The sequence below is a fragment of the Corynebacterium oculi genome (assembly GCF_001412105.1).
Classification (GTDB): Bacteria; Actinomycetota; Actinomycetes; order Mycobacteriales; family Mycobacteriaceae; genus Corynebacterium; species Corynebacterium oculi.
The window spans coordinates 605,230-625,349 of record NZ_LKST01000002.1; the positions used below are offsets into that span (position 1 = coordinate 605,230).

Genomic DNA, 20,120 nt, shown 5'->3' on the forward strand with positions numbered 1-20,120 from the left:
GGTGGATACGTGTGTGCGTCTCAGCCAGGCGCACGGGATCACCCATCACCCATTCAGGTGTCTGGGATCGTGGCCAGCGGTGGCGGGAGAAACTCCCAGCCACGGCAGGGATTCCCCTGTCAGCGTGGCTTTCTGGGCAAGAGTGTTGAAGGAGTAGCAAGAGGAGGTCAGCCTGTGTCGATCATGGCTCGTTTTGCCAAGTTCGATAGCGCCATGCAGCGCGGTTTGGATAATGGCTTTGCCCTCGTTTTCGGCGGGAGCGTGGTGCCCGCGGAGATTGAGGAACTCCTCAAGCAGGAGATTCAGGACAACGTGGAGGTCGTGGAGGGCCGCCCGGAGGCTCCCAATGTGTTTCTGGTGGGGCTCTCCAAGAATGACGTGCGCAATCTCGCCCAGCAAAGCGCCAGCCTGCCCGAGGACTTTGCCGATCGCATGGGCCGTTATTGCCGTAATCAGGGCCTGGCGCTCTCCGGCACGGTGGTGGTGCGGATCGCGGAGGAGTCGGGAATGCGCACGGGGCAGCTGCGGGTGTCCTCCTATACCGATCCCCACCCGGATCAGAGCAGTGGCTTCGATTGGATCGGAACTCCCGCCCAAAAAACAAACGCCCCCAAGAACAACCAAGGCCCCACCCAAGCCAAGGAAAGAGAACAGATGAGTCACCCTCAGCCCGGCCAAGCCGCTCGCGACGCCGCCACGGAGTTCATTCCTCGCCAGCAGGCCGAGCAGCCCCCGCGGCAGATGTCGCAGCCGGATCGTCCCACGGTGAGCCTGTTGCTCCAGGATGGTTCCTCGCGAACGTATCTGGTGCAGGAGGGTTCGAATATCCTCGGCCGCTCCCATGATGCCGATTTCCGTCTCCCGGACACGGGCGTATCCCGCCAGCACGCGGAGGTCACCTGGGATGGCCAGGACGCGGTGTTGGTGGATTTGCAGTCCACCAACGGCACCACGGTGAATGACACTCCGGTGGATAACTGGCTGCTGGCGGATGGGGACATCATCACCATCGGCCATTCCCACATCGAAGTGCGCGTTATCTGGCCGCAGAACTAGTACCCAAGGAGAGCACTCATGGACTCACTCGTCCTCACCGGGTTTCGCATCGGGGTATTGGTGCTGTTGTGGCTCCTGATCCTCGTGGCCCTGCGCGCCATGCGCCGGGATACCGCTCCGGTCGGCGGCGCGCAATCCGGCGCGAATTCCCGTCGCAGCAAGGCCCCCACGCCGCGCAAGGCCGCTCCGGCGCAGCGGATCACCATCGTGGAGGGACCGCTTCAGGGTTCGTACATGGAGATCACCTCGGTGGGTGAGGTGGTGCTGGGCCGCAGCCAGGATTGTGATTTTGTGCTTGGCGACGACTTCGCTTCCGCGCGTCACGCACGCCTGTTCCGGCGCGGTTCGGATTGGTTTGTGGAGGATCTGGATTCCCGCAACGGTACGTTTGTTGCGGGGACCCGCATCGATCAGCCCGAGCGGGTGGACACGGGGACGTCGATACGCGTGGGCCGAACGACGGTGAGGTTGGTGCCATAATGCTGCGCTTGAATTACACGGTGGCCTCGGATAAGGGCCTGGTGCGGGGAAACAACGAGGATTCCGCCTACGCCGGGCCGCACCTGCTGGCTCTGGCCGATGGCATGGGTGGTCACGCCGCGGGCGAGGTGGCCTCCCAGATCATGATTACCCACCTGGAGCACCTCGACCGGGACATGGGCGATAATGACATGCTCGCGCTGCTGGCCGCCGGTGCCGACGAGGCCAATCGCGCCATCGCAGAGGAGGTGGGCACCCACCCGGAGACGCAGGGCATGGGTACCACGCTCACGGCCCTGGCCTTCAATGGCAAAGAGTTTGGCCTGTGCCACGTGGGCGATTCCCGTGGTTACCGGCTGCGCGAGGGCAAGCTCGAACAGATCACGGTGGACGATACGTACGTGCAGTCCCTGGTCAACGAGGGCCGCCTGCTGCCGGAGGACGTCTCCACGCACCCGCAGCGTTCCTTGATCCTCAAGGCGTACACAGGCCGCGAGGTGGAGCCCACCCTGAAGGCTATCGACGCCCACCCGGGCGATCGTCTCCTGCTGTGCTCGGATGGCCTTTCCGATCCCGTCACTCATTCCACCATCGAGGAAACCCTGGCGCAGGGCACCCCCGCCGAGGCCGCGCAGAAGCTCGTGGAGTTGGCCCTGCGCTCCGGCGGCCCGGATAACGTGACCGTGGTGGTGGCCGATGTGGTGGACGCGGACACCCTGGATAGCAAGGCCCTGGCCGAGCTTCCCACCACGCCCGCCACCGGCGGCGCCCTGTGTGGCGAATCCACGGAGGAATCCCACCCGGATACCGCCGCTGGGCGCGCCGCCGCCCTGCGCACCAAGGTGTCCACGGTGAGTCCCGATGGTCAGTTGAGCGCCCAGCCGCTCGCCGGGGTACCCGATCCCCCAGAGGCCGCCGAGGAGGCAGCGGGGCGTGGTTCAGCGTGGCGCTGGGGCACGCTCATCGTCGCTTTGGTGGTCCTCATCGGCGTGATCGTGGGGGGCTGGTGGGTGTATCACTCGGCCAAGGAGCAGTATTTCCTGGCCACGGACGATACCCAGGCCATCGTGGTGGAGCGCGGCCTGGATTACACCCTGCTGGGTAATTCCCTGCACGAGACGTATCAGCACGCCTGCCTGGGCGAGGACGCCTCGGTGCGGCTCACCGAACCCGGCGCGAATCAGGACTGCCACCGGTTTAGCCTGCAAGACCTCCCGGAATCTGCGCGTTCCTCGGTGGACTCCATGCCGGCGGGCGATTATGAGGAGATCAATCAGCAGTTGCGTCGCCTGGCGGATCAGGCCCTGCCCGCGTGCGTGACCCTGCGCCCGGAGGCACCGGAGGACCCGGAGGCGGGAAGCACCGAGGCGGCGGAGCCCACCACCGCTACGACGGAACCCACGGAAACCCCCGCGGCGTCGATAAGCGCGGAGGTTCCTCGGCCGGATATGCAGTGCCGGGAGGTGAAGTAGCGTGGCGTTTTCCCAGATCTTTTCCCGCCGCACGGAGTTGGGCCTGCTGCTGCTCTCCGCGCTTTTTGTCTCCGCGATGCTCATTAACCTGGAGCTTTCCCAGGGCAATACCCTCACCTCGGAGCTGGCGTGGGTGATCGGCGGCTTCGTGGTTATTTTCCTGGCCGCGCACACCGCCCTGTGCTTCACGGCGCCGCACGCGGATCAGATCATGCTGCCGGTCACGGCCACGCTCAACGGGCTGGGTCTGGTGATGATCTACCGCATCGATGAGGCCAACGGCACCTCCCTGGTCACCCGCCAGGTGCTGTGGACGCTCGTGGGCGTGGTGCTGCTGGTACTGGTGCTGGTGTTCCTGCGTGAGCACCGCTCGCTTTCCCGCTATTCCTACCTGCTGGGCCTGGTGGGCCTGGGGTTGCTGGCCTTGCCCTTGGTATGGCCGCAGCCCGAGGACGCGGAGGCCCGCATCTGGATCACCTTTGGCCCCTTCTCCCTGCAACCGGGCGAGTTTTCCAAGATCCTGCTGCTGCTCTTTTTCGCGCAACTCCTGGTGAATAAGCGGGCGCTGTTCACGGTGGCGGGGTATCGCTTCCTGGGGCTTTCCTTTCCCCGCCTGCGCGATCTCGCCCCGATCCTGGCGGTGTGGGCCATCGCCATTCTCATCATGGCCGGTACCAATGATTTCGGCCCGGCGCTGCTCCTCTTTGCCACGGTGCTGGGGATGCTCTACCTCGCCACGGGCCGGGTTTCGTGGCTGCTCATCGGCCTGGTGTTGGTAATGATCGGCGGCACGGGCGTGTACATGATTTCCAGCAAGATCCAGGCCCGCGTGAGCAACTTCCTCGATCCCTTCGCGGATTATGATGCCTCCGGTTTCCAGCTGGCCAATTCTCTCTTTGGCATGTCCTGGGGCGGGATCACCGGAACGGGGATCGGCCAGGGGCACCCGGACATCATTCCGGTGGTGTGGACGGACTTCATCCTCGCCGCCGTGGGCGAGGAGATGGGCCTGGTGGGGCTTTCCGGGGTGTTGATCCTCTTTGCCCTGCTGGTCACGCGCGGTTTCCGCACGGCTCTGCTGGCCCGGGATTCTTACGGCAAGCTGGTGGCCTCGGGGCTGTCCCTCACCATCGCCATTCAGGTGTTCGTGGTGGTGGCCGGTATTAGCGCGTTGATGCCCATGACCGGCCTTACCACCCCGTTTATGTCCGCCGGTGGTTCCTCCCTCATGGCTAATTACATGCTCCTGGGCATCCTGCTGCGCATTTCCGATTCCGCGCGCCAGCCTGCGGCCGTTCCCACGGAATCCACGGATGGCTCTTCGCACCTGTCGCCCGTGGGCGGCGATGGCACTGGTGATGGTGCTGGCGATAGCACCGGCTACATGCCCTCGGTGGGGAAGGTGAGTTAGGTGAATCGTTCTATTCGCTTCACGGCGGTGTTTGCGCTGCTGCTGACCCTGGTGCTGCTGATTAACCTCACGGTGATTCAGGTATTCCGCCACGATGAGTACGCCGCCAACCCGCTCAACCAGCGCAATTTCTTAGAAACCAAGTCCATTCCGCGCGGCCAGATCACCGCCGGGGGGCAGGTGCTGGCCTCCTCCTACGCGGATGAGAACGGCCTGTATCACCGCAGCTATGAGGCCGCCCCCGTGGCCTTTAGCCCGGTGGTGGGCTACCTCTCCGACGTGTATGGGGCCGCCGGCATCGAGTCCGCGTATAACGGCGTGCTCAACGGCACGGACGCCACCCCCGGCCGGGTGCTCGATCAAATCATCGGGGCCGATCCCACCGGCAACAACGTGGAACTCACCCTGGTGCCGGAGGTGCAGCAGGTGGCCTACGAGCAGCTGGTCAATAACGGCTACGAGGGCTCCGTGGTGGCCATGCGCCCCTCAACGGGAGAGATCCTGGCTATGGCCTCCAGCCCCGGCTATGATCCCAACTCCATCGTGAGTCCTCAGACCGCACAGGAGGCCTGGGCGGAACTCAACGCCGATCCCGGTAATCCCCTGCTCAACCACTCCACTCAGGAGACGCTGCCGCCCGGCTCGATCTTCAAGATCATCACCACGGCCGCGGGCCTGGAGGCCGGGTATTCCGCGCAGAGCACTCTGACCGGGGCCGCGGAGATCACTCTGCCCAATACGGCGCAGACCCTCACCAACTATGCCGGTCAGGCCTGCGCCGGCGGCGGGGACGTGACCCTGCAAACGGCCTTCGCGCTTTCCTGCAATACGGCCTTTGTGCAGATGGGCATCGACGTCGGCAGCGATTCTCTGCGCCAAGCCGCCGAGGCCTTCGGCGTGGGCCAGACCTATGACCTGGGTCTGCCCATGTCCCCGGGTTCCCTGGGTGATCTCCCCGATGATGCCTCCCTGGGGCAATCCGCCATCGGGCAACGCGACGTCACCATGTCCGCCCTCCAGGCTGCCGTGATGGCGGCCACGGTGGCCAATAACGGCACCCGCATGGAGCCGCACGTGGTGTCCCGGATCACCGCCCCGGATCTGCGCGAGTTAGACAAGATCGACGCTAAGGAGTTGAACCAGGCCGTGAGTCCCGAGATCGCCGCCCAGCTCACCGAGCTTATGCGCGCCTCCGAGCGCTCCACCGTGGGCTACTCCGGCCAGGACATCGCCTCCAAGACCGGCACCGCCGAGCACGGCGATGGTGTTCCCCCGCACACCTGGTACGTGGCCTTTGGCCCCAGCCAGGGTGCGGATGTGGCCGTGGGCGTGGTGGTCAAGGACGGTGGCAATCAGGGACACAGCGCCACGGGCGGCAAGGTGGCCTCCCCCGTGGGCCGCGCCGTACTCAACGCCGCATTGCAGGCAGCCCAGTGAGGAGGAATAGAAGGTGACGGACGAAAACTTCCAGAGGAACGATTCCACCCCCCACTCCCGCTCGGGGCTTTCCCACGATGAGCAGCGCGACCGGCTGCAATACCTCATCGGGGAGGATTATCGCCTCCAGTGGGTGATCGGCCACGGCGGCATGTCCACCGTGTGGCTTGCCGACGACCCCCGCCACGACCGCGAGGTAGCCATCAAGGCCCTGCGCCCGGAGTTCTCCAACTCCACGGAGTTCCTGGAGCGCTTCCGCAACGAGGCACAGGCGGCGGAGAACATCACCTCCGAGAACGTGGTGCACACCTACGATTACCGCGAGGTCTCGGACTCCCACGGCACCATCTTCTGCTTCATCGTCATGGAGTACGTGCGCGGGGAGTCCCTGGCCGACCTGCTCTCCCGCGAGGGTTCCCTCCCGGAGGCGATGGCCCTCGACGTCATGGAGCAGGCCGCCCACGGCCTCGCCGCCATTCACGCCCTGGGCATGGTGCACCGGGATATCAAGCCCGGCAACCTCATGGTCACCCAGGAGGGAAAGGTAAAGATCACGGACTTTGGCATCGCCAAGGCCGCCGCCGCCGTCCCCCTCACCCGCACCGGCATGGTGGTGGGCACCGCCCAGTACGTCTCCCCGGAGCAGGCCCAGGGCCAGGATGTGAACCCCACCTCGGACGTGTATTCCCTGGGTGTGGTGGGTTATGAGGTCCTCAGCGGCAAGCGCCCCTTCACCGGGGATTCCTCCGTGTCCGTGGTGCTGGCGCACATCAACCAGGCCCCGCCGGCGCTCTCCACCTCCATCAGCGCGCAGACCCGCGAACTCATCGGCATCGCGCTGCGCAAGGAGCCGGGACGGCGGTTTACCAACGGCAACGAGATGGCACAGGCCATCTCCCAGGTACGCCTGGGTAACAGGCCCCCGCAGCCGCGTTCGGCGGTGCTCACCCGCCCCGCCCCGGAGCCCTCTCCCACGGCGGCCACGGTGGCGCTGGGGGCCGTGGCCCAGCCCACCACTGTGCAGCCCGCCGCCACCCCCAAGAGGCAGATCGTCTCCCCCACGGTTCCCCCGGCCCCCCCGGCACGGAGGGGCGTCGATAAGCCCAAGGAGGAACCCAAGCGCGAGGGCATGAGCGTGGGACTGGCGGTGATCGCGGCCCTGGCCGTGCTGCTGGTGGTGGGATTTGCGCTCTACCGCATGGACTTCTTCAGCACCGATTCCTCCGATCCGGCGAGTAGTTCCACGCAGGCTCCGCCCGCGCAGGAAACGGCGGTGGTCACGCAGTACGTGGAGGAGCCCGCCCCCGCGCAGAATCAGGACAATAACAATTCCGGCCAGGGGGCCCAAAACACCCAGCAATCGCAGCAGACCACTCCCCGCAATACGCGCGCGGCGGAGCAAGAGGATGAGCAGGAACGCGAGCAGGAGGTGAGCCCCGCCACCCCGTCGCAAGGTACCGTGGTGGAGGAGCCGGCACAGGAGGCTCCGCAGACCAGCAACGCGCCGGATACCCCGGCGCAGGTTAATGAGAACAACTCGGACGTGCGGTTGCTCACCTCCGAGGCATCGGGCAACCTCTCGGAGGACGCCGAGGGAGATGTGCAATGACGATGATCGCTGACCGTTACGAGCTAGGCGAGGTCATTGGCACCGGCGGCATGTCCGACGTGTACGCCGCCCAGGACACCCTGCTCGGCCGCGGCGTAGCCGTCAAGGTGCTGCGCATGGAGTTGGCTCGCGACGTCAACTTCCGCGAGCGCTTCCGCCGCGAGGCCCAGAACTCCGGGCGCCTCAACCACCCCGCCATCGTGGCGGTCTATGACACGGGCGAAACGACGATCGAGGGAATCAGCGTTCCCTACATCGTGATGGAGCGCGTGTTCGGCCGCACCCTGCGCGAGATCGTGCGGGAGGACGGACCCATGCCTCCCGCCGAGGCCGCCGCGACGATGATCCCCGCCGCCCACGCCCTCCAGGCCTCGCACGACGCCGGGATCATTCACCGGGACATCAAGCCCGCCAACATCATGATCACCAACACCGGCGCGATCAAGGTCATGGACTTTGGCATCGCCCGGGCCCTCGACGACTCCACCTCGGCCATGACCCAGACGGCCGCCGTGATCGGCACCGCCCAGTACCTCTCCCCGGAGCAGGCGCGCGGCCGTCACGCCGATGCCCGCTCGGACGTCTACTCCCTGGGCTGCGTGCTCTATGAACTGCTCACGGGCACCCCGCCATTCCAGGGGGAAACGCCCTTTGCCGTGGCGTACCAACACGTTCAGGAGGAGGCCACCCCGCCCTCGCACTTCATCTCCGATCTGAGCCCCACCGCCGCCGTGAACGTGGATTCCGTGGTGCTCACCGCGATGGCTAAGCACCCGGCGGATCGCTACCAATCCGCCGAGGCGATGGCCGAGGATCTGGAACTTCTCTCCCGCAACGCCGTCACCCAGGCGGCGCGCTCCCACGTGGCGGCGCAACCCCAGGCCGCAGCGGCCCCCACGGAGGTGGTTCCCGCCCCCACCCGCGCGGCGGATACCATTGCGCCCGCCCCCCGCACGGAGCCGCGACGCCACCGCAAGCCCACCAAGAAGTCCCGCTGGCCCGCCTGGGTGGCCGCCCTCCTGGGCCTCACCGTGCTCGGCGTGGGCGGGGCCTTTGCCTATGACCTCTTGGCCAACCGCTCCTCCTCCGAGGAGAACACCGCCAGCCCGGCGATTGAACAGCGCGACACCACCGTGCAGGTGCCGGACGTGGCCGGTATGCCGCTTAGCGACGCCCGCGACGCCCTGGAGGAACTTGGCCTCGTGGTAGACACCAACGAAGAACCCAGCCCCGAGGTGGAGCGCGGTTCCGTGATCCGCAGCAACCCGGCGGCGGGCTCCACCCTGCAAGAGGGCGCCTCGGTGCAACTGACCGTCTCCTCCGGCAAGGAGGTCACCGACGTGCCCAACCTCACCGGGATGACCCTGCAACAGGCCTCTTCCGCCCTTCAAGCCGTGGGACTCTCCCTGAACTCCCAGGCCACGGAGGAGGAATCCGATTCCGTGCCCGAGGGCCAGATCCTGCAACAAAACCCGGCCGCCGGCACGCAAATCTCCAAGGGATCGCAGGTGAGCGTGACGGTCTCCTCCGGCCCGAAGCAGGTGCGCGTGCCTGACCTCACCGGCCTGCAACTCACCCAGGCCCAATCCACGCTGGATTCCCTGGGTTTGGACAGCGAGATCACCTACGTGGACTCCCTGGAACCCGAGGGCAAGATCCTCAGCGTGGCCGAGCAGGGCTCGATGGTCGATGCCCGCTCCTCCGTACACCTGGAGGTCTCCAACGGACAGCTCTTCGAGATGCCCGACCTCACCCGATCCTCCGAGTCCCAGGCTCTCTCCAAGCTCCGCTCCGCGGGCTGGACGGCACCGGAATCCTCCCTGGTCACGGGAACGGAGGTCAAGACGGGCCTGATTACCGATCGCGGACTCATCGCCGCCACCGAGCCACAGGCCGGGCAAACACTGCGCAAGGACGCCCAGATCACCGTGCGCTACTACGAGTTCAATCTCACCGCCCTGGCCCCTTAACTGGGCCCGGGGCGGGCGCGCTCCGCCTGCTAAACTGTGCAATCAGCACAAGGGCGCGCCCGCCTCGGCCAGCGCCATCGACGTTTTCCAAGAAATCCCAGAGGTAACCGATGCCCAAGTCCAAGATCACATCCTCCACCAGCCCCATAGCCAGCACCCCGAACACCGCGGATCGCACCCCGGTCAAGATCAACACCGGCGGCACGCCCATGTGGTACAAGATCCTCATGTTCGGCTTCATGCTGCTGGGGCTGACCTGGCTGGTGGTCAACTACCTGGCCGGCGGGCACATCCCCCTCATGATGGAACTGGGGGCTTGGAACTACCTGGTGGGCTTTGGCCTCTTCATCGTGGGCCTGCTCATGACGATGGGCTGGCGCTAAGTTTCCCTCCCTCTTCACCGGCCCGGTCCCCTGCCTCTCAGGCGGGCCGGGCCGGTTTTTGTGGTTCCTCCTATCGCCTGCTGGTTCCCGTAGCGGCCGGGGCATGGAGTTGCTGCGGCCTTTTGCGCAGAGCGCTGTCGCGGTAGAGGTGGGGGCCACGGCAGCAAGCAGCGATAGAGCACCAAGGGGTGCCACTGTGGATTCCGCCGGATGTTTTCCCCCACGGTGGCACCCCTTGTGCTGTGTGGGCTGTGCCCAAGCCTCTCCGCCGCAGGGGAATCCCACCCCCGGCCTCCCGGCGCTAAGGGGTGCCATTGCGTGGTATGCGCATCTGCACATTGCTGAAGTGGCACCCCTTAGCGTTGATCGGCCGCGAACTATCGGCGCGGAAGCGCGGAGGCTCAAATAGACCCAGATACCCACCACACCAAAGGGTGCCACTCCCCGACCCTCGCGCCGCCCGGCGCTCGCAATGACACCCCTTGATGTTGCGGCAGCCCGGCCCACCCCATCCCGAAATCGCCGCCCATACCCCGGTTCTTCACACCCTGTGGATAACTCTGTGCACTACTTCCACAGCCCGGCCGCGTGTTCGAGTAAAACTGCATCACCCCAGGAACACCCGTCACATCACGAACACGAGAACCCGCCTGTTCGGTAAATTACACAACGGTAACTATCCACAGTGTGGATAACTACTGTGGATAAATACCGCTCTCCACAAACCGCGCCAGCAGCCCCACCACTACGGCTCCCACCGCCGCCGTGCCTACCCCACGCACCTTGCGGGAGCGCGGCAACAACACCCCCGCCAGTACGGCGCCCGTGAGCAGGCCGCCCAGGTGACCCCACAGGGAAACCCCGGTGGAGAGGAACGTGTATGCCAGGTTCACCCCCACCAGGGAAAGCGGGGCCACGATGTCTCCTCCGCTTCGGATCGCGGATCCCACCAGCACGGCCATTAACCCGTATAGCGCCCCCGAGGCCCCGGCCGTGGGGGTGAGCGGGGCCATTTCCACCACCGCGTAGGAGGCCCCCAGGCCGCTGATGAGGTACACCGCGAGGAAGAGCACGCTGCCCAGGGAGCGTTCCAGTTCTCTTCCGATGAGGGCGATCATGAAGGTGTTCACCGCCAGGTGGCCTACGTCGAGGTGGATGAACATGTTGCTCAGCAGGCGCAGTGGTTCTTCCGCAACCAGCGGGGCGAAGAGGAAGCCGTCGCGGGTGATGGGGGCGTTTCTGGTGTCCAGGGAGGTGTTTTGGAGGGCCGAGGCGATCCACACGCCCACGATGAGGAGGCAGAGCGCGGCCGTCACGGGGGCTCCGCGGAAGAAGCGCCTCACTGTCGCAGTATTCATGCAGCCCAGGGTATCGCGGGGGATAAAAAATCCCGTGCCCCACGGGCATGGGGCACGGGAAAAGGGGGAAGGAATTACTCCACGATCTCCACGGACTCGATCACCACGGGTTCGGTGGGGCGATCCATGCGGTCGGTGGCGGTGGTGGCGATCGCATCGACGACCTTCTGGGAGGCCTCGTCGGTGACCTCACCGAAGATGGTGTGGGCGTTATTCAGGTGCGGGGTGGGGGCCACGGTGATGAAGAACTGGGAGCCGTTGGTGCCGGGGCCCGCGTTGGCCATGGCGAGCAGGTAGGCGCGGTCAAAGCGCAGCTCGGGGTGGAACTCGTCCTCGAACATGTAGCCGGGGCCGCCTCGGCCGGTGCCGGTGGGGTCGCCGCCCTGGATCATGAAGTTGTTGATGACGCGGTGGAATACCGCGCCGTCGTAGAAGGGGCCTTCCTTGGTTCCGGAGGCGTTGTCCGTGCGGTACTCCTTGGTGCCTTTGGCCAGGCCCACAAAGTTGTCCACGGTGACCGGGGCGTGGTTGCCAAAGAGGTCGATCGAAATATCGCCGCGGTTCGTGTGCAGAATCGCAGTAGAGGTCTTAAAACTCATAGGGATAAGTGTAACGCTTTTGCCGCATGAAACGCGGAACACGATTATTCTAGGATGCTATGAACACCACCGTGATGAAGATGGCCCTCTCCACCGGCCGCGATGCGTGGAGCAGGTACCGCGATTTCCGCGAGCGCAAGGCCTCCGAGGCGTACGACGCCCTGGCCGACGCCGCCGAGACCGCCTCCCGTAACTACGAGGATGCGACCGAAAACTTCAAGGAAAACGCGGGGAAGGTGGCCAAGCAGGCCCGTCGCCGCCTGAATAACGCGGTAGAGACTCTGGAATCCAAGGGCAAGGATCTCTACGATTCCGCCGCCGAGGCCCAGAAGAAGAACACCAAGGAGGCTAAGAAGATGAGCCGTCGTACCAAGCGTCGCGCGGAGAAGGCTGCCGCTAAGGCCACCGCCAAGGCGCAGAAGAAGGTAGATCGCAAGGAGAATAGGAAGAAGGGCCCGGTGCGCCGCGCCTTTGGTTTCCTCCTCGTGCTGAGTGCGCTGGCCGGTGTGGGTGCCGCGTTGTGGAATTACTTCCGCAAGCCTGCCGAGGTGGGCCCCATGCCGCCGCGCATCAAGGAGTTCGCTACCTCTCGCCCCACGCAGTCCGAGCTGATTTATTCCTCCTCCGCCCCCACCCCGGAGGAGGAGAAGCAAAAGCAGGAGGAGCAGGCTCAGAAGGATAATGAGGAGGGCCTCACCGCCGAGGGCGAGGACCTCATCGCCTCCCTGGACGAGCAGCTGGAGCGCCACCGCAAGGAGGATTAAGCCTCTTCCCCCGCCATGGCGGCGGTGAGTTCGTCGAGGCTCACCTCGCCGCGGCGGCCGGCAAGGATTTGCCGCCCCAACCCCAGGACCACAAAGGAGTCGCCCACGCGCTCCGCGTGCCTGGGGTTATGTGTAATAAATACCACCGCCACCCCGCGTTCGCGGGCGGCCTCGATGAGGTCGAGCACCATGCCTGACTGGCGTACGCCCAGGGCGGCGGTGGGCTCGTCGAGGATGAGTACCTTCGCCCCGCTGTGTACCGCGCGGGCGATGGAGACCACCTGCCGCTGGCCCCCGGAGAGCGAGGAGATCGGCACGTCCACGTCCGCGATGTGGACTCCGAGGTCCGCTAGGGCTTGGCGGGTCTCCTTTTTCATGTGTGCGGTGCGCAGGATTCCCCAACGGTTGGTGTGCTCCCGGCCCAGGTAGAAGTTGCGCCACACGCTCATGTCTCCCACCACCGCGAGGTTTTGGTGCACGGTGGCGATGCCCGCCGCCAGGGCCGCGCGCGGGGAGGAGAAGGTGGCGGGGGTGGCGTCGATAAGCATGGTGCCCTCGGTGGGCTGATGTAAACCGGAGAGGATGCCGATGAGGGTGGATTTTCCCGCGCCGTTGTCTCCTAGCACGCAGGTGACCTCTCCGGGAGCGATGGTGAGGCTGACCCCGCGCAGCGCCGGGGCGGCGGCACCGTAGGCCTTGGTGACCTCGTGAAGTTCAATGGTGGTCATCGCGTAGCCCCCTTGGTCACGGCGGTGTTGGAGATCACGGCTAGCAGCAGCATGGCCCCCAGGAAGAACTTGAACCAATCCGGGTTCCAGCCCGCGTACACGATGCCCTGGTTAATGACGCCGAAGATCAGCGCCCCCAGGGCCGTGCCCACGGCGCTGCCCCGGCCGCCCGTGAGCGCACAGCCACCGATCACGGCGGCGATAATGTAGAGGAATTCGTTGCCCACGCCCTGCCCTGCCTGCACCGAGTCAAAGGCAAAGAGGTTGTGCATGCCCATGAACCAGGCGGCAAAGCCCACCAGCATGAAGAGGCCGATCTTAACCCGGCGCACGGGCACCCCGGAGGCGCGGGCCGCGGATTCGTCACCGCCCACGGCAAAGATCCAATTGCCCCAGCGTGTGCGCAGCAGCACCACGGTGGCCAGGGCCACGAAGAGCAGCCACCACAGCACCGTCACCCGCACCGATACCCCGCCCACCTCGATGGTGGAGGCAAAGACGGCCCGTGCGGAGGGGAATCCCTCCATGTCGGAGATCGTGGGGGTGGCCACCTGCCCGGTTACGGACTTGGTGAGGGCGAGGTTCAAGCCCTGAAGCATGAGGAAGGTGGCCAGGGTGATGAGGAAGGAGGGGATTCCCGTGCGGGTGACCAGAAATCCGTTCCACGCCCCGATACCGAGGGCGAGTAGCAGGGAAAGCCCGGCTCCGGCCCAGGAATTGAGCCATAGGTTGTAGTTGAGCATGGTGGCGGCCAGGGCCGTGCTGGTAACCGCCACGCCGGAGGAGAGGTCAAACTCCCCGCCGATCATGAGCAGTCCCACGGCTAGGGCCATGATGCCCATCGTGGAGCTGGCGTAGAGCACCGTGGACATCGCATCTAGGGAGCGCATGGCCGGGGCCAGGGCGGTAAAAAGCGCCACCACCAGTACCAGGCCCACCAGGCCCGCCATTTCTGGGCGTCGGCTAAGCGCGCCCCGGCCCGGCACCGTGCGTTCGACGCCACGCCCCGTGGAAGCGTCCGCCGAAGCACCCGTCATCTTATTCATCATCTTATTCATCGCAGCCCCTTTCCTGCGGCTTCCGCGATGACCTCGATGTTGGTGGCGTCCACGAAGCTCGGCCCGGTGTACACCGGCCGCCCGCCGCCCACGGTGGAGCCGTTGCGGTGGGCCAGCCACAGCGCGTCCACCGCCATATATCCCTGGAGGTAGGGCTGCTGATCCACGGCAAATTGAATATCGCCCTCGCGGATCGCCGGGACCAACTCCGCGTTGGTGTCAAAGGTGGCGATTTTCACCGGGGAGCCCGCCGCCCGCGCCGCGTCCACGGCGGTGAGCGCCACGGGGGTGACCAGGCCCATGATCCAGTCGATCTCCTTGTCCTGGGCTAGTTTGGCCTGCACCGTGGAATGGACGCTGGTGAGGTCCATGCCGTTGACGTAGAGCGTTTCCACCTCCGCGCCCTGGGTGCCCTCCTTGACTCCGGCGCAGCGATCCTCCTGGGAGGAGTTTCCCTGCTCATGGATGATGCACAGCACGTGGCGCGCGCCCTCCTCGCGCAGGCGCTGGCCCGCCTGGGTTCCCGCCGCGCGTTCCTCTTGGCCGAAGAAGGCCGAGAGCCCAAAGTCCCGGTAGCGGCTCATGCCCGCGTTAAGCCCCACGGTGGGGATTCCGGCCTCGATCGCGGCGCGGGCGGCGGGGCCGATGGCGTCCGGATTGGGCATGGTGACCGCCAGGCCGTCCACGTGGGCGTCGATGGCGGTGCGCACCAGGTTTTCCTGATTGGGTGCCTGGGGGTCGGCGCTGTAGCGCAGTTCGATGTTGTTTTTGCGCGCGGCGTCCTCCGCGCCTTTACGCACGAGATCCCAGAAGGTGTCTCCCGGAGCACCGTGGCTGACCATCGCCACCACGAGGCGCGGGGTGTCTACCGTTCCGGCGGCGCCCTCGCCCTCCGGGGTAGAGCGCGGAGCCCCGCCCGTGGCGGAGCAGGCGGTGAGGAGGAGGCAGGCGAGGACGGCACCCGCGTACCGCCTCAAAGTTGATGATGTCACCCATCAACGTATTAACAGGTCAGGGCGGGAAAACCCGGATTCCTCCGGTACTTGATCGTTACAGAGGGGGTATCCGGGGGTGGAATAATGGTCGCATGCGCTCCGCCCTATGCTTTGTCCTCGCCGCCCTTTCGCTCTTCGTCGCGGGGCGCACAGGCCTCGGCGGGGCCTGGTTCTTCGCCGCTACCGTGGCGTGCGCGCTGGCGTTGCTCCTCGCTTCGCGGCGTCCCGCGCGCCCCACCGCCTTGCTTATCGACGTCCCCCTTGGTCTCGCCGCCGGCCTTCTCCTCCTGCTTCCCAGCGCGCTGGGTGCGGCGGCGCTGTGGGCGATCCCGTTCTTCGATCCCCTCACCGCGCAGATAGGCGGCCTGCTGGGGAGTTCTCCACCCCGCGCGGCCACCCTCCTCGGGTTGTTGGCCGTGGTGCTCCTCAACGCCTTGGGAGAGGAGTTCTTTTTCCGAGGCACCCTGCCCCGCTATTTTCCCCGCCACCCCATCGCGGTACCCACCGCGCTGTACGCGGCCATGACTGCCGTTTTCGGCGCGGTTTTAGTTCCGCTGGCGGCGGTGTACTTGGGGCTTTCCCTGCATCTGCTGCGTGCCCGCACGGGTGGGCTTACCGCCCCGATCACCGCGCATGTGGTGTGGACGTGCGCCATGATCGAGGTTGTGGCCGCCCTCGAATGGGGGCTTTAGGGGCGAACCGGCCTGTCTGTGGTGAGTTTGGCGTTGACAAAACGGGTGAGCCAGGCCGGGGAGAAGTGCGAGCCGGCGTAGAGAATCTTGGCCTGCAAGCCAACCGGCTGGTGTACCTTGGCCACCTTGCCGCGCTCGCGTTCCACCACATCGGCCACGGCCACGGCGATGTCATCCGCCGTGAGCTTGATGCCCATCTTCTTGGTACCGCTGGTGGCCACGCCGTCGAGCATGCCGGTCTTGGCGTAGAGGGGCCATACGGCGGAAACCGTGATGTCATCCTGTTCCCATTCCAGGTTGAGCGCCTCGGTGAGGCCCCGTACCGCGAACTTGGTGGTGGAGTACACGGCCATGTCGGGGGTGCCGTAGATCGCGGAGGCGGAGGCGATGTTCACCAGGCGCGCACCGGGGGTCTTTTTCAGGTAGGGGTAGGCGGCGCGGGAGCCGTTGAGCACGCCCTTGACGTTCACGTCCACGAGGGCGGCGCGCGTTCAAAGGAGCCCTCCTCCATGAACGGGCCGGCGTAAAGGATCCCGGCGTTGTTCACCACAACGTCCAGGCTGCCGCCGGTGTGGGAGGTGAAATCCTCTAGGGCCTTGGTCCAGGATTCGGGGTCCGTCACGTTCAGGGAGCCGAAATAGACCTTTCCGCGGCCGAGGTTTTCCGTGGTGGTCCAGCCGAAGTCATCGGCAAGGTCGTAGGCGCCCACGGTCCAGCCGCGGCGCGCAAGAGTGAGGGCGGTGGAGCGGCCAATTCCGCGGGCCGCACCGGAAATGAATACTGAGGGGACATACCTTCCAGATTAGGCATACCTCACGTTGCGGCGGGAGGGGTTGTGGAAAATTTCCCCCATCAGGGGGTGATTATCGCACCAAGAGAACACACCGCAACCATTCTGATAACTCACAGGAAATGATCGGTATACCTCTAGCTCAGCAGTGCATAGTAGTGGACATGACAGCAAAGAACCCCCGCTCTCGCTTCCTGCCCCTCGCCGCCTCCGCCCTCGTCGTGGGCTTGACCCTCGGCGCCTGCTCCACTGCGGAATCCTCCACCGCAGCCACCGCCGCAACCACCAGCACCGCGCCCTCCGAGACCACGACCACGGCGGCGTCGGCAAGCACCGGCGGCACCCAGGCCACGGTGCAGGCCACGGCCACCGCCGCCCAGGAGTTCCTGGACACCCTCTCCGAGGAGCAAAAAGCCACGGTGCTCAAGGATTACACGGACGATAACAAATCCATCACCTGGTCCAACTTTCCCGTCACCTTCGTGGAACGCGCCGGCATCAACCTCAAAGACCTCAACGAGGAGCAGCGCGCCGCCACCATGAACGTGCTCAAGGCCCTGCTTAACGACGAAGCCTACGCCACCGTCACCAACATCATGGCGAGCGATGAATACCTGCTGGAAAAGAGCAATGCCACCGAGGATTCCCTGGGCCAGTACTACATCGCGTTCTACGGCACCCCCAGCGAGACCGGGGCCTGGACGCTGCAATTCGGCGGGCACCACCTGGGCCTCAACGCCACGATGGATACGGATTCTCTCACTTTCGCCCCCACGCACCTGGGCACCCAACCCACCGAGTGGGTCAACGACGAAGGCGAAACCATCACGACGATGGATAAGACCTACACCACGGCTTTTGCCTTCTACGATAGCCTCAGCCCGGAGCAGAAAAATCAGCTCTACCAGGGCGAACAAGTAGCCACCATGGTGTGTGAACCCGGCGGTACCTGCGATTATCCCACCGGCACCGGGCTCAAAGGCTCCGACCTCACCGACGAGCAAAAGGATTTGCTTATCGACGTCATCGCTAACTGGGTGGGAATGGCCGACGAGGAAACCACCACCGCGCAACTCAACGCGATCCGCGCCACCCTCGATGACACCTACGTGAACTGGTCCGGGGCCACCTCCTATGACACCAGCACCGGCGAGGGGATCTACTTCCAGATTAGCGGCCCCAAGGTGTACATCGAGTTTGCCAATCAGGAAGGCTCCGCCGGAGCCGACGTAGAAGGCGTGATCACCGCCGGGTGGGGGCACGTTCACACCATCTACCGCGACCCCAGCAATGACTACGCCAACTCCGTGGAACAGCAAGAAAGCAGCGGACCGGGTGCGGGCGGCCCCGGCGGTGCCGGTGGGCCCGGCAGCGGGGCCACCCCTCCCGGCGGTGGGGCAAGGCCGGGAGGGGCACCCGCTGATTTTTAGCAGCTACCGACTTTTGGCCTCGGCGACCGCCGGGGCCTCTCTAGGAAAACACCTGGCCGATATTCACCGCCGCCACCACGGCGCTCAGGGCCGTCATGCTCAGGCAGTTGAGCCAGAACTCGCTGCGCAGGAAGTTCGCCCGAATATGCGCCACGATGGCAAAGAGGAAATACCCCAGCACTCCGCAGGAAACCGTGGCCGCGATGCCGGGGGCTTGCCGCAGCGCCCCCACCACCAGGCCTAAAGCCGCCAGGGTCTTGATCCCGATGAGCGCCCACCACCAATCCCGGGGAAAGTTCACCCCGGAAAGGCACCGGGAGATAAAAGCGGGCGGCTTGAGGGAAAGCAGCGCGTCCCCCGCAAGCACGGCGGCGAGAACATAGGTAAGAATAATGCTGATGGTGCTCATGAGGCCCCTTCTACGAAGTGACGAATAATAGTGAACACCATATCAGGGCCATAGGTCACACGGGTTGCGCGGAATCTCCCAGCACGGAGAGAAGATCGGTAGCGTCGGCCCGCATGAATAAGTGCGTAAGGGATCGATGCCAGTCCTCCTGCCGGTTCCCCGATATTGTCAGCGGCATGAAACCGTGGGTCACCAGTTCCAGGCTGGACGTCATCACCGCCGTGCGTTTATTACCGTCCCAGAAAAACTGCGAGCGGGCCATGAAGGGCACGCGGATCAACGCTCGTTCCGCCACGTTCTCTGGTGCGTGAGATTCCCACCAGCCCCACAGATCTTCCAGTTCCGAGCGGCCGGGTGCTTGATAATTTCCCTCGGGGGTTCTCGCCGTTCCGCCCTCTCCCCCAATGTCCGAGCACGAGCGGAACGTTCCCGGATCGAGGGATACGGTGCGAGAAACAGTGCGATTAATGCTCTCTACCAGTTCCCGCGTCACCGTCCTTTGTTCCTTGGCCGCTCGCACCACTAGCCCCCAGCCCTCCGCGATAGCACGAACCTCATCGAGGTCATGGAGGGGATGTCCGCCCACCGTCATGCCGGACATGATGATCTGTACCTCGGGGAAGGTAAAGTCCAACCCCTCAAGGCGTGCCGTGGACCACGTGGCAAAGGGATGATTTTTTAAGAGCGAGTGATAGGCGGCACCAAAACCCACGCTCGGTAAGGAGGGAATATTCCCTCGATAAGAAAAATCCCGGAATGCCCGCGCCATACCCGGCAACACCATAAATCGAATAAAACGGCTTTACGGAATGTTCCGCAAACCCTCATCAATAAAAATACGTGGAGCATAGGAGAATCGAACTCCTGACCTTCTGCTTGCAAAGCAGATGCTCTACCAATTGAGCTAATGCCCCATTGTCCCTTTGGTGGGCCTAGCAAGAATCGAACTTGCGACCTCATCGTTATCAGCGATGCGCTCTAACCGACTGAGCTATAGGCCCTTGGAACGAGTATGTACTTTACATACCCGCCCGCTGGGGGCACAAATCACCAGGTCATTCCGGCAATCCGTGCCATCTCCCGCTATCCCCAGCGCCTCCAATCTGGGCAACCACCAGGCGTTTACCCCTAACGGATGTCCTCCACCTCGACGGCGAGTCCGCCGAAGAGGTCCACCACGGAGTTGTAGATCACCGCGCATAGCGGGGCGAGGAGCGTGGTAAGGATGGCGCCCAAGGCTCCCACCAGGGCGGCCACGCTAATCACCACACCAAAGTTGATGATCCCGTCGCCGCCAATCCCGCCGATCACGGAGTTGAGGCTGTCCCACACCCCGGCGGCGTTCAGCCCGATATAGAGGAGCACCACGCAGAGGATCCAGGCCACGAGCCCCACGAGGGAAAGCGCTAGGGCCACGCGGAAGGCCGCCATGGGGGGTATGCGCGATACCACTACTTCTCTGTATGCCATCTGCTTATT

Annotated in this window: 18 protein-coding genes, 2 tRNA genes and 2 pseudogenes; 11 read left to right on the forward strand and 11 right to left on the reverse strand. The window is 64.9% G+C overall.

Features of this window, described 5'->3' with window-relative positions:
• Window positions 1–174: 174 nt before the first annotated feature.
• The 8 genes from Cocul_RS06900 (at window position 175) to crgA (ending at window position 9,818) form a co-directional block, all read left to right on the forward strand.
• Window positions 175–1,056, forward strand: coding sequence for an FHA domain-containing protein (locus tag Cocul_RS06900; RefSeq protein ID WP_055122531.1), 882 nt, complete (start codon window positions 175–177; stop codon window positions 1,054–1,056).
• Between the two features lie 18 nt (window positions 1,057–1,074).
• Window positions 1,075–1,536 carry an FHA domain-containing protein FhaB/FipA gene (locus Cocul_RS06905; RefSeq protein WP_055122532.1) on the forward strand — a complete coding sequence of 154 codons (462 nt, stop codon included), beginning with the start codon at window positions 1,075–1,077 and terminating at the stop codon, window positions 1,534–1,536.
• Entirely contained in the window at window positions 1,536–3,008 is a 1,473-nt protein-coding gene (locus Cocul_RS06910) for a PP2C family protein-serine/threonine phosphatase (protein WP_055122533.1), read from the forward strand. The genes Cocul_RS06905 and Cocul_RS06910 overlap by 1 nt, the downstream gene beginning before the upstream one ends.
• 1 nt (window position 3,009) lies before the next feature.
• Window positions 3,010–4,419: an FtsW/RodA/SpoVE family cell cycle protein gene (locus Cocul_RS06915; protein WP_055122534.1), complete on the forward strand. Its 1,410-nt coding sequence runs from the start codon at window positions 3,010–3,012 to the stop codon at window positions 4,417–4,419.
• Window positions 4,420–5,856, forward strand: coding sequence for a penicillin-binding transpeptidase domain-containing protein (locus Cocul_RS06920; protein WP_055122535.1), 1,437 nt, complete (start codon window positions 4,420–4,422; stop codon window positions 5,854–5,856). It abuts the gene before it with no gap.
• Window positions 5,857–5,950: 94 nt separating this feature from the next.
• Entirely contained in the window at window positions 5,951–7,465 is a 1,515-nt protein-coding gene (locus tag Cocul_RS06925) for a serine/threonine-protein kinase (RefSeq protein ID WP_425388780.1), read from the forward strand.
• Entirely contained in the window at window positions 7,462–9,435 is a 1,974-nt protein-coding gene (pknB, locus tag Cocul_RS06930; RefSeq protein ID WP_055122537.1) for a Stk1 family PASTA domain-containing Ser/Thr kinase, read from the forward strand. Before Cocul_RS06925 ends, pknB begins: the two co-directional genes overlap by 4 nt.
• Window positions 9,436–9,545: 110 nt before the next feature.
• Window positions 9,546–9,818, forward strand: coding sequence for a cell division protein CrgA (gene crgA, locus Cocul_RS06935; RefSeq protein ID WP_055122538.1), 273 nt, complete (start codon window positions 9,546–9,548; stop codon window positions 9,816–9,818).
• Window positions 9,819–10,513: 695 nt separating this feature from the next.
• On the opposite strand, the gene Cocul_RS06940 is transcribed toward crgA, so the two are convergent.
• The gene (locus Cocul_RS06940) at window positions 10,514–11,176 is read right to left on the reverse strand and encodes a rhomboid family intramembrane serine protease (protein WP_069723587.1); all 663 of its coding nucleotides are present in this window, start codon (window positions 11,174–11,176) and stop codon (window positions 10,514–10,516) included.
• Window positions 11,177–11,250: 74 nt separating this feature from the next.
• On the reverse strand, window positions 11,251–11,775 hold the full coding sequence (locus Cocul_RS06945) for a peptidylprolyl isomerase (RefSeq protein ID WP_055122540.1): 525 nt from the start codon (window positions 11,773–11,775) through the stop codon (window positions 11,251–11,253).
• A gap of 59 nt (window positions 11,776–11,834) precedes the next feature.
• Between Cocul_RS06945 and Cocul_RS06950 the strand changes: the two genes are divergently transcribed.
• Window positions 11,835–12,539, forward strand: coding sequence for a hypothetical protein (locus Cocul_RS06950; protein WP_055122541.1), 705 nt, complete (start codon window positions 11,835–11,837; stop codon window positions 12,537–12,539).
• Here Cocul_RS06950 and Cocul_RS06955 read toward each other — a convergent pair.
• From Cocul_RS06955 to Cocul_RS06965, 3 genes and pseudogenes are all read right to left on the reverse strand, one after another.
• Window positions 12,536–13,198, reverse strand: a pseudogene (locus Cocul_RS06955) (ATP-binding cassette domain-containing protein); the annotation flags it as partial. The gene Cocul_RS06950 and the pseudogene Cocul_RS06955 sit on opposite strands and share 4 nt — an antisense overlap.
• 65 nt (window positions 13,199–13,263) lie before the next feature.
• The gene (locus tag Cocul_RS06960; protein ID WP_082422226.1) at window positions 13,264–14,304 is read right to left on the reverse strand and encodes an ABC transporter permease; all 1,041 of its coding nucleotides are present in this window, start codon (window positions 14,302–14,304) and stop codon (window positions 13,264–13,266) included.
• 17 nt (window positions 14,305–14,321) lie between these two features.
• The gene (locus tag Cocul_RS06965; RefSeq protein ID WP_055122543.1) at window positions 14,322–15,317 is read right to left on the reverse strand and encodes a substrate-binding domain-containing protein; all 996 of its coding nucleotides are present in this window, start codon (window positions 15,315–15,317) and stop codon (window positions 14,322–14,324) included.
• A gap of 95 nt (window positions 15,318–15,412) precedes the next feature.
• On the opposite strand from Cocul_RS06965, the gene Cocul_RS06970 reads away from it, so the two are divergent.
• The gene (locus Cocul_RS06970; protein WP_055122544.1) at window positions 15,413–16,012 is read left to right on the forward strand and encodes a CPBP family glutamic-type intramembrane protease; all 600 of its coding nucleotides are present in this window, start codon (window positions 15,413–15,415) and stop codon (window positions 16,010–16,012) included.
• Here the strand turns inward: Cocul_RS06970 and Cocul_RS06975 are convergent.
• A pseudogene (locus tag Cocul_RS06975) lies at window positions 16,009–16,787 on the reverse strand (SDR family oxidoreductase). The gene Cocul_RS06970 and the pseudogene Cocul_RS06975 sit on opposite strands and share 4 nt — an antisense overlap.
• Window positions 16,788–16,966: 179 nt before the next feature.
• Between Cocul_RS06975 and Cocul_RS06980 the strand changes: the two are divergent.
• Window positions 16,967–18,232, forward strand: coding sequence for a DUF3500 domain-containing protein (locus tag Cocul_RS06980; protein ID WP_055122670.1), 1,266 nt, complete (start codon window positions 16,967–16,969; stop codon window positions 18,230–18,232).
• Window positions 18,233–18,272: 40 nt separating this feature from the next.
• Here Cocul_RS06980 and Cocul_RS06985 read toward each other — a convergent pair whose 3' ends face one another.
• The 5 genes from Cocul_RS06985 to Cocul_RS07005 all read right to left on the reverse strand — a co-directional run bounded on the left by Cocul_RS06985 (window position 18,273) and on the right by Cocul_RS07005 (window position 20,111).
• Entirely contained in the window at window positions 18,273–18,641 is a 369-nt protein-coding gene (locus tag Cocul_RS06985) for a DoxX family protein (RefSeq protein ID WP_055122545.1), read from the reverse strand.
• A gap of 55 nt (window positions 18,642–18,696) precedes the next feature.
• A complete protein-coding gene (locus Cocul_RS06990) occupies window positions 18,697–19,410 on the reverse strand; it encodes a Fic family protein (protein ID WP_150114405.1) in 714 nt (237 codons plus the stop codon).
• A 72-nt stretch (window positions 19,411–19,482) separates the two neighbouring features.
• Window positions 19,483–19,555 (reverse strand) — tRNA-Ala (locus tag Cocul_RS06995).
• 10 nt (window positions 19,556–19,565) lie between these two features.
• A tRNA-Ile gene (locus tag Cocul_RS07000) sits at window positions 19,566–19,642 on the reverse strand.
• A 127-nt stretch (window positions 19,643–19,769) separates the two neighbouring features.
• Window positions 19,770–20,111: a DUF3566 domain-containing protein gene (locus tag Cocul_RS07005; RefSeq protein WP_055122547.1), complete on the reverse strand. Its 342-nt coding sequence runs from the start codon at window positions 20,109–20,111 to the stop codon at window positions 19,770–19,772.
• Window positions 20,112–20,120 lie beyond the last annotated feature (9 nt).

Excerpts from the sequence above, each read along its gene's own strand:
- Cocul_RS06905 (WP_055122532.1), top strand. The coding sequence starts at position 1,075 with ATGGACTCACTCGTCCTCACCGGGTTTCGCATCGGGGTATTGGTGCTG.
- Cocul_RS06910 (WP_055122533.1), top strand. The coding sequence starts at position 1,536 with ATGCTGCGCTTGAATTACACGGTGGCCTCGGATAAGGGCCTGGTGCGG.
- pknB (WP_055122537.1), top strand. The coding sequence starts at position 7,462 with ATGACGATGATCGCTGACCGTTACGAGCTAGGCGAGGTCATTGGCACC.
- crgA (WP_055122538.1), top strand. The coding sequence starts at position 9,546 with ATGCCCAAGTCCAAGATCACATCCTCCACCAGCCCCATAGCCAGCACC.
- Cocul_RS06940 (WP_069723587.1), bottom strand. The coding sequence starts at position 11,176 with ATGAATACTGCGACAGTGAGGCGCTTCTTCCGCGGAGCCCCCGTGACG.
- Cocul_RS06945 (WP_055122540.1), bottom strand. The coding sequence starts at position 11,775 with ATGAGTTTTAAGACCTCTACTGCGATTCTGCACACGAACCGCGGCGAT.
- Cocul_RS06950 (WP_055122541.1), top strand. The coding sequence starts at position 11,835 with ATGAACACCACCGTGATGAAGATGGCCCTCTCCACCGGCCGCGATGCG.
- Cocul_RS06960 (WP_082422226.1), bottom strand. The coding sequence starts at position 14,304 with ATGACGGGTGCTTCGGCGGACGCTTCCACGGGGCGTGGCGTCGAACGC.
- Cocul_RS06970 (WP_055122544.1), top strand. The coding sequence starts at position 15,413 with ATGCGCTCCGCCCTATGCTTTGTCCTCGCCGCCCTTTCGCTCTTCGTC.
- Cocul_RS06980 (WP_055122670.1), top strand. The coding sequence starts at position 16,967 with ATGACAGCAAAGAACCCCCGCTCTCGCTTCCTGCCCCTCGCCGCCTCC.
- Cocul_RS06985 (WP_055122545.1), bottom strand. The coding sequence starts at position 18,641 with ATGAGCACCATCAGCATTATTCTTACCTATGTTCTCGCCGCCGTGCTT.
- Cocul_RS06990 (WP_150114405.1), bottom strand. The coding sequence starts at position 19,410 with ATGGCGCGGGCATTCCGGGATTTTTCTTATCGAGGGAATATTCCCTCC.
- Cocul_RS07005 (WP_055122547.1), bottom strand. The coding sequence starts at position 20,111 with ATGGCATACAGAGAAGTAGTGGTATCGCGCATACCCCCCATGGCGGCC.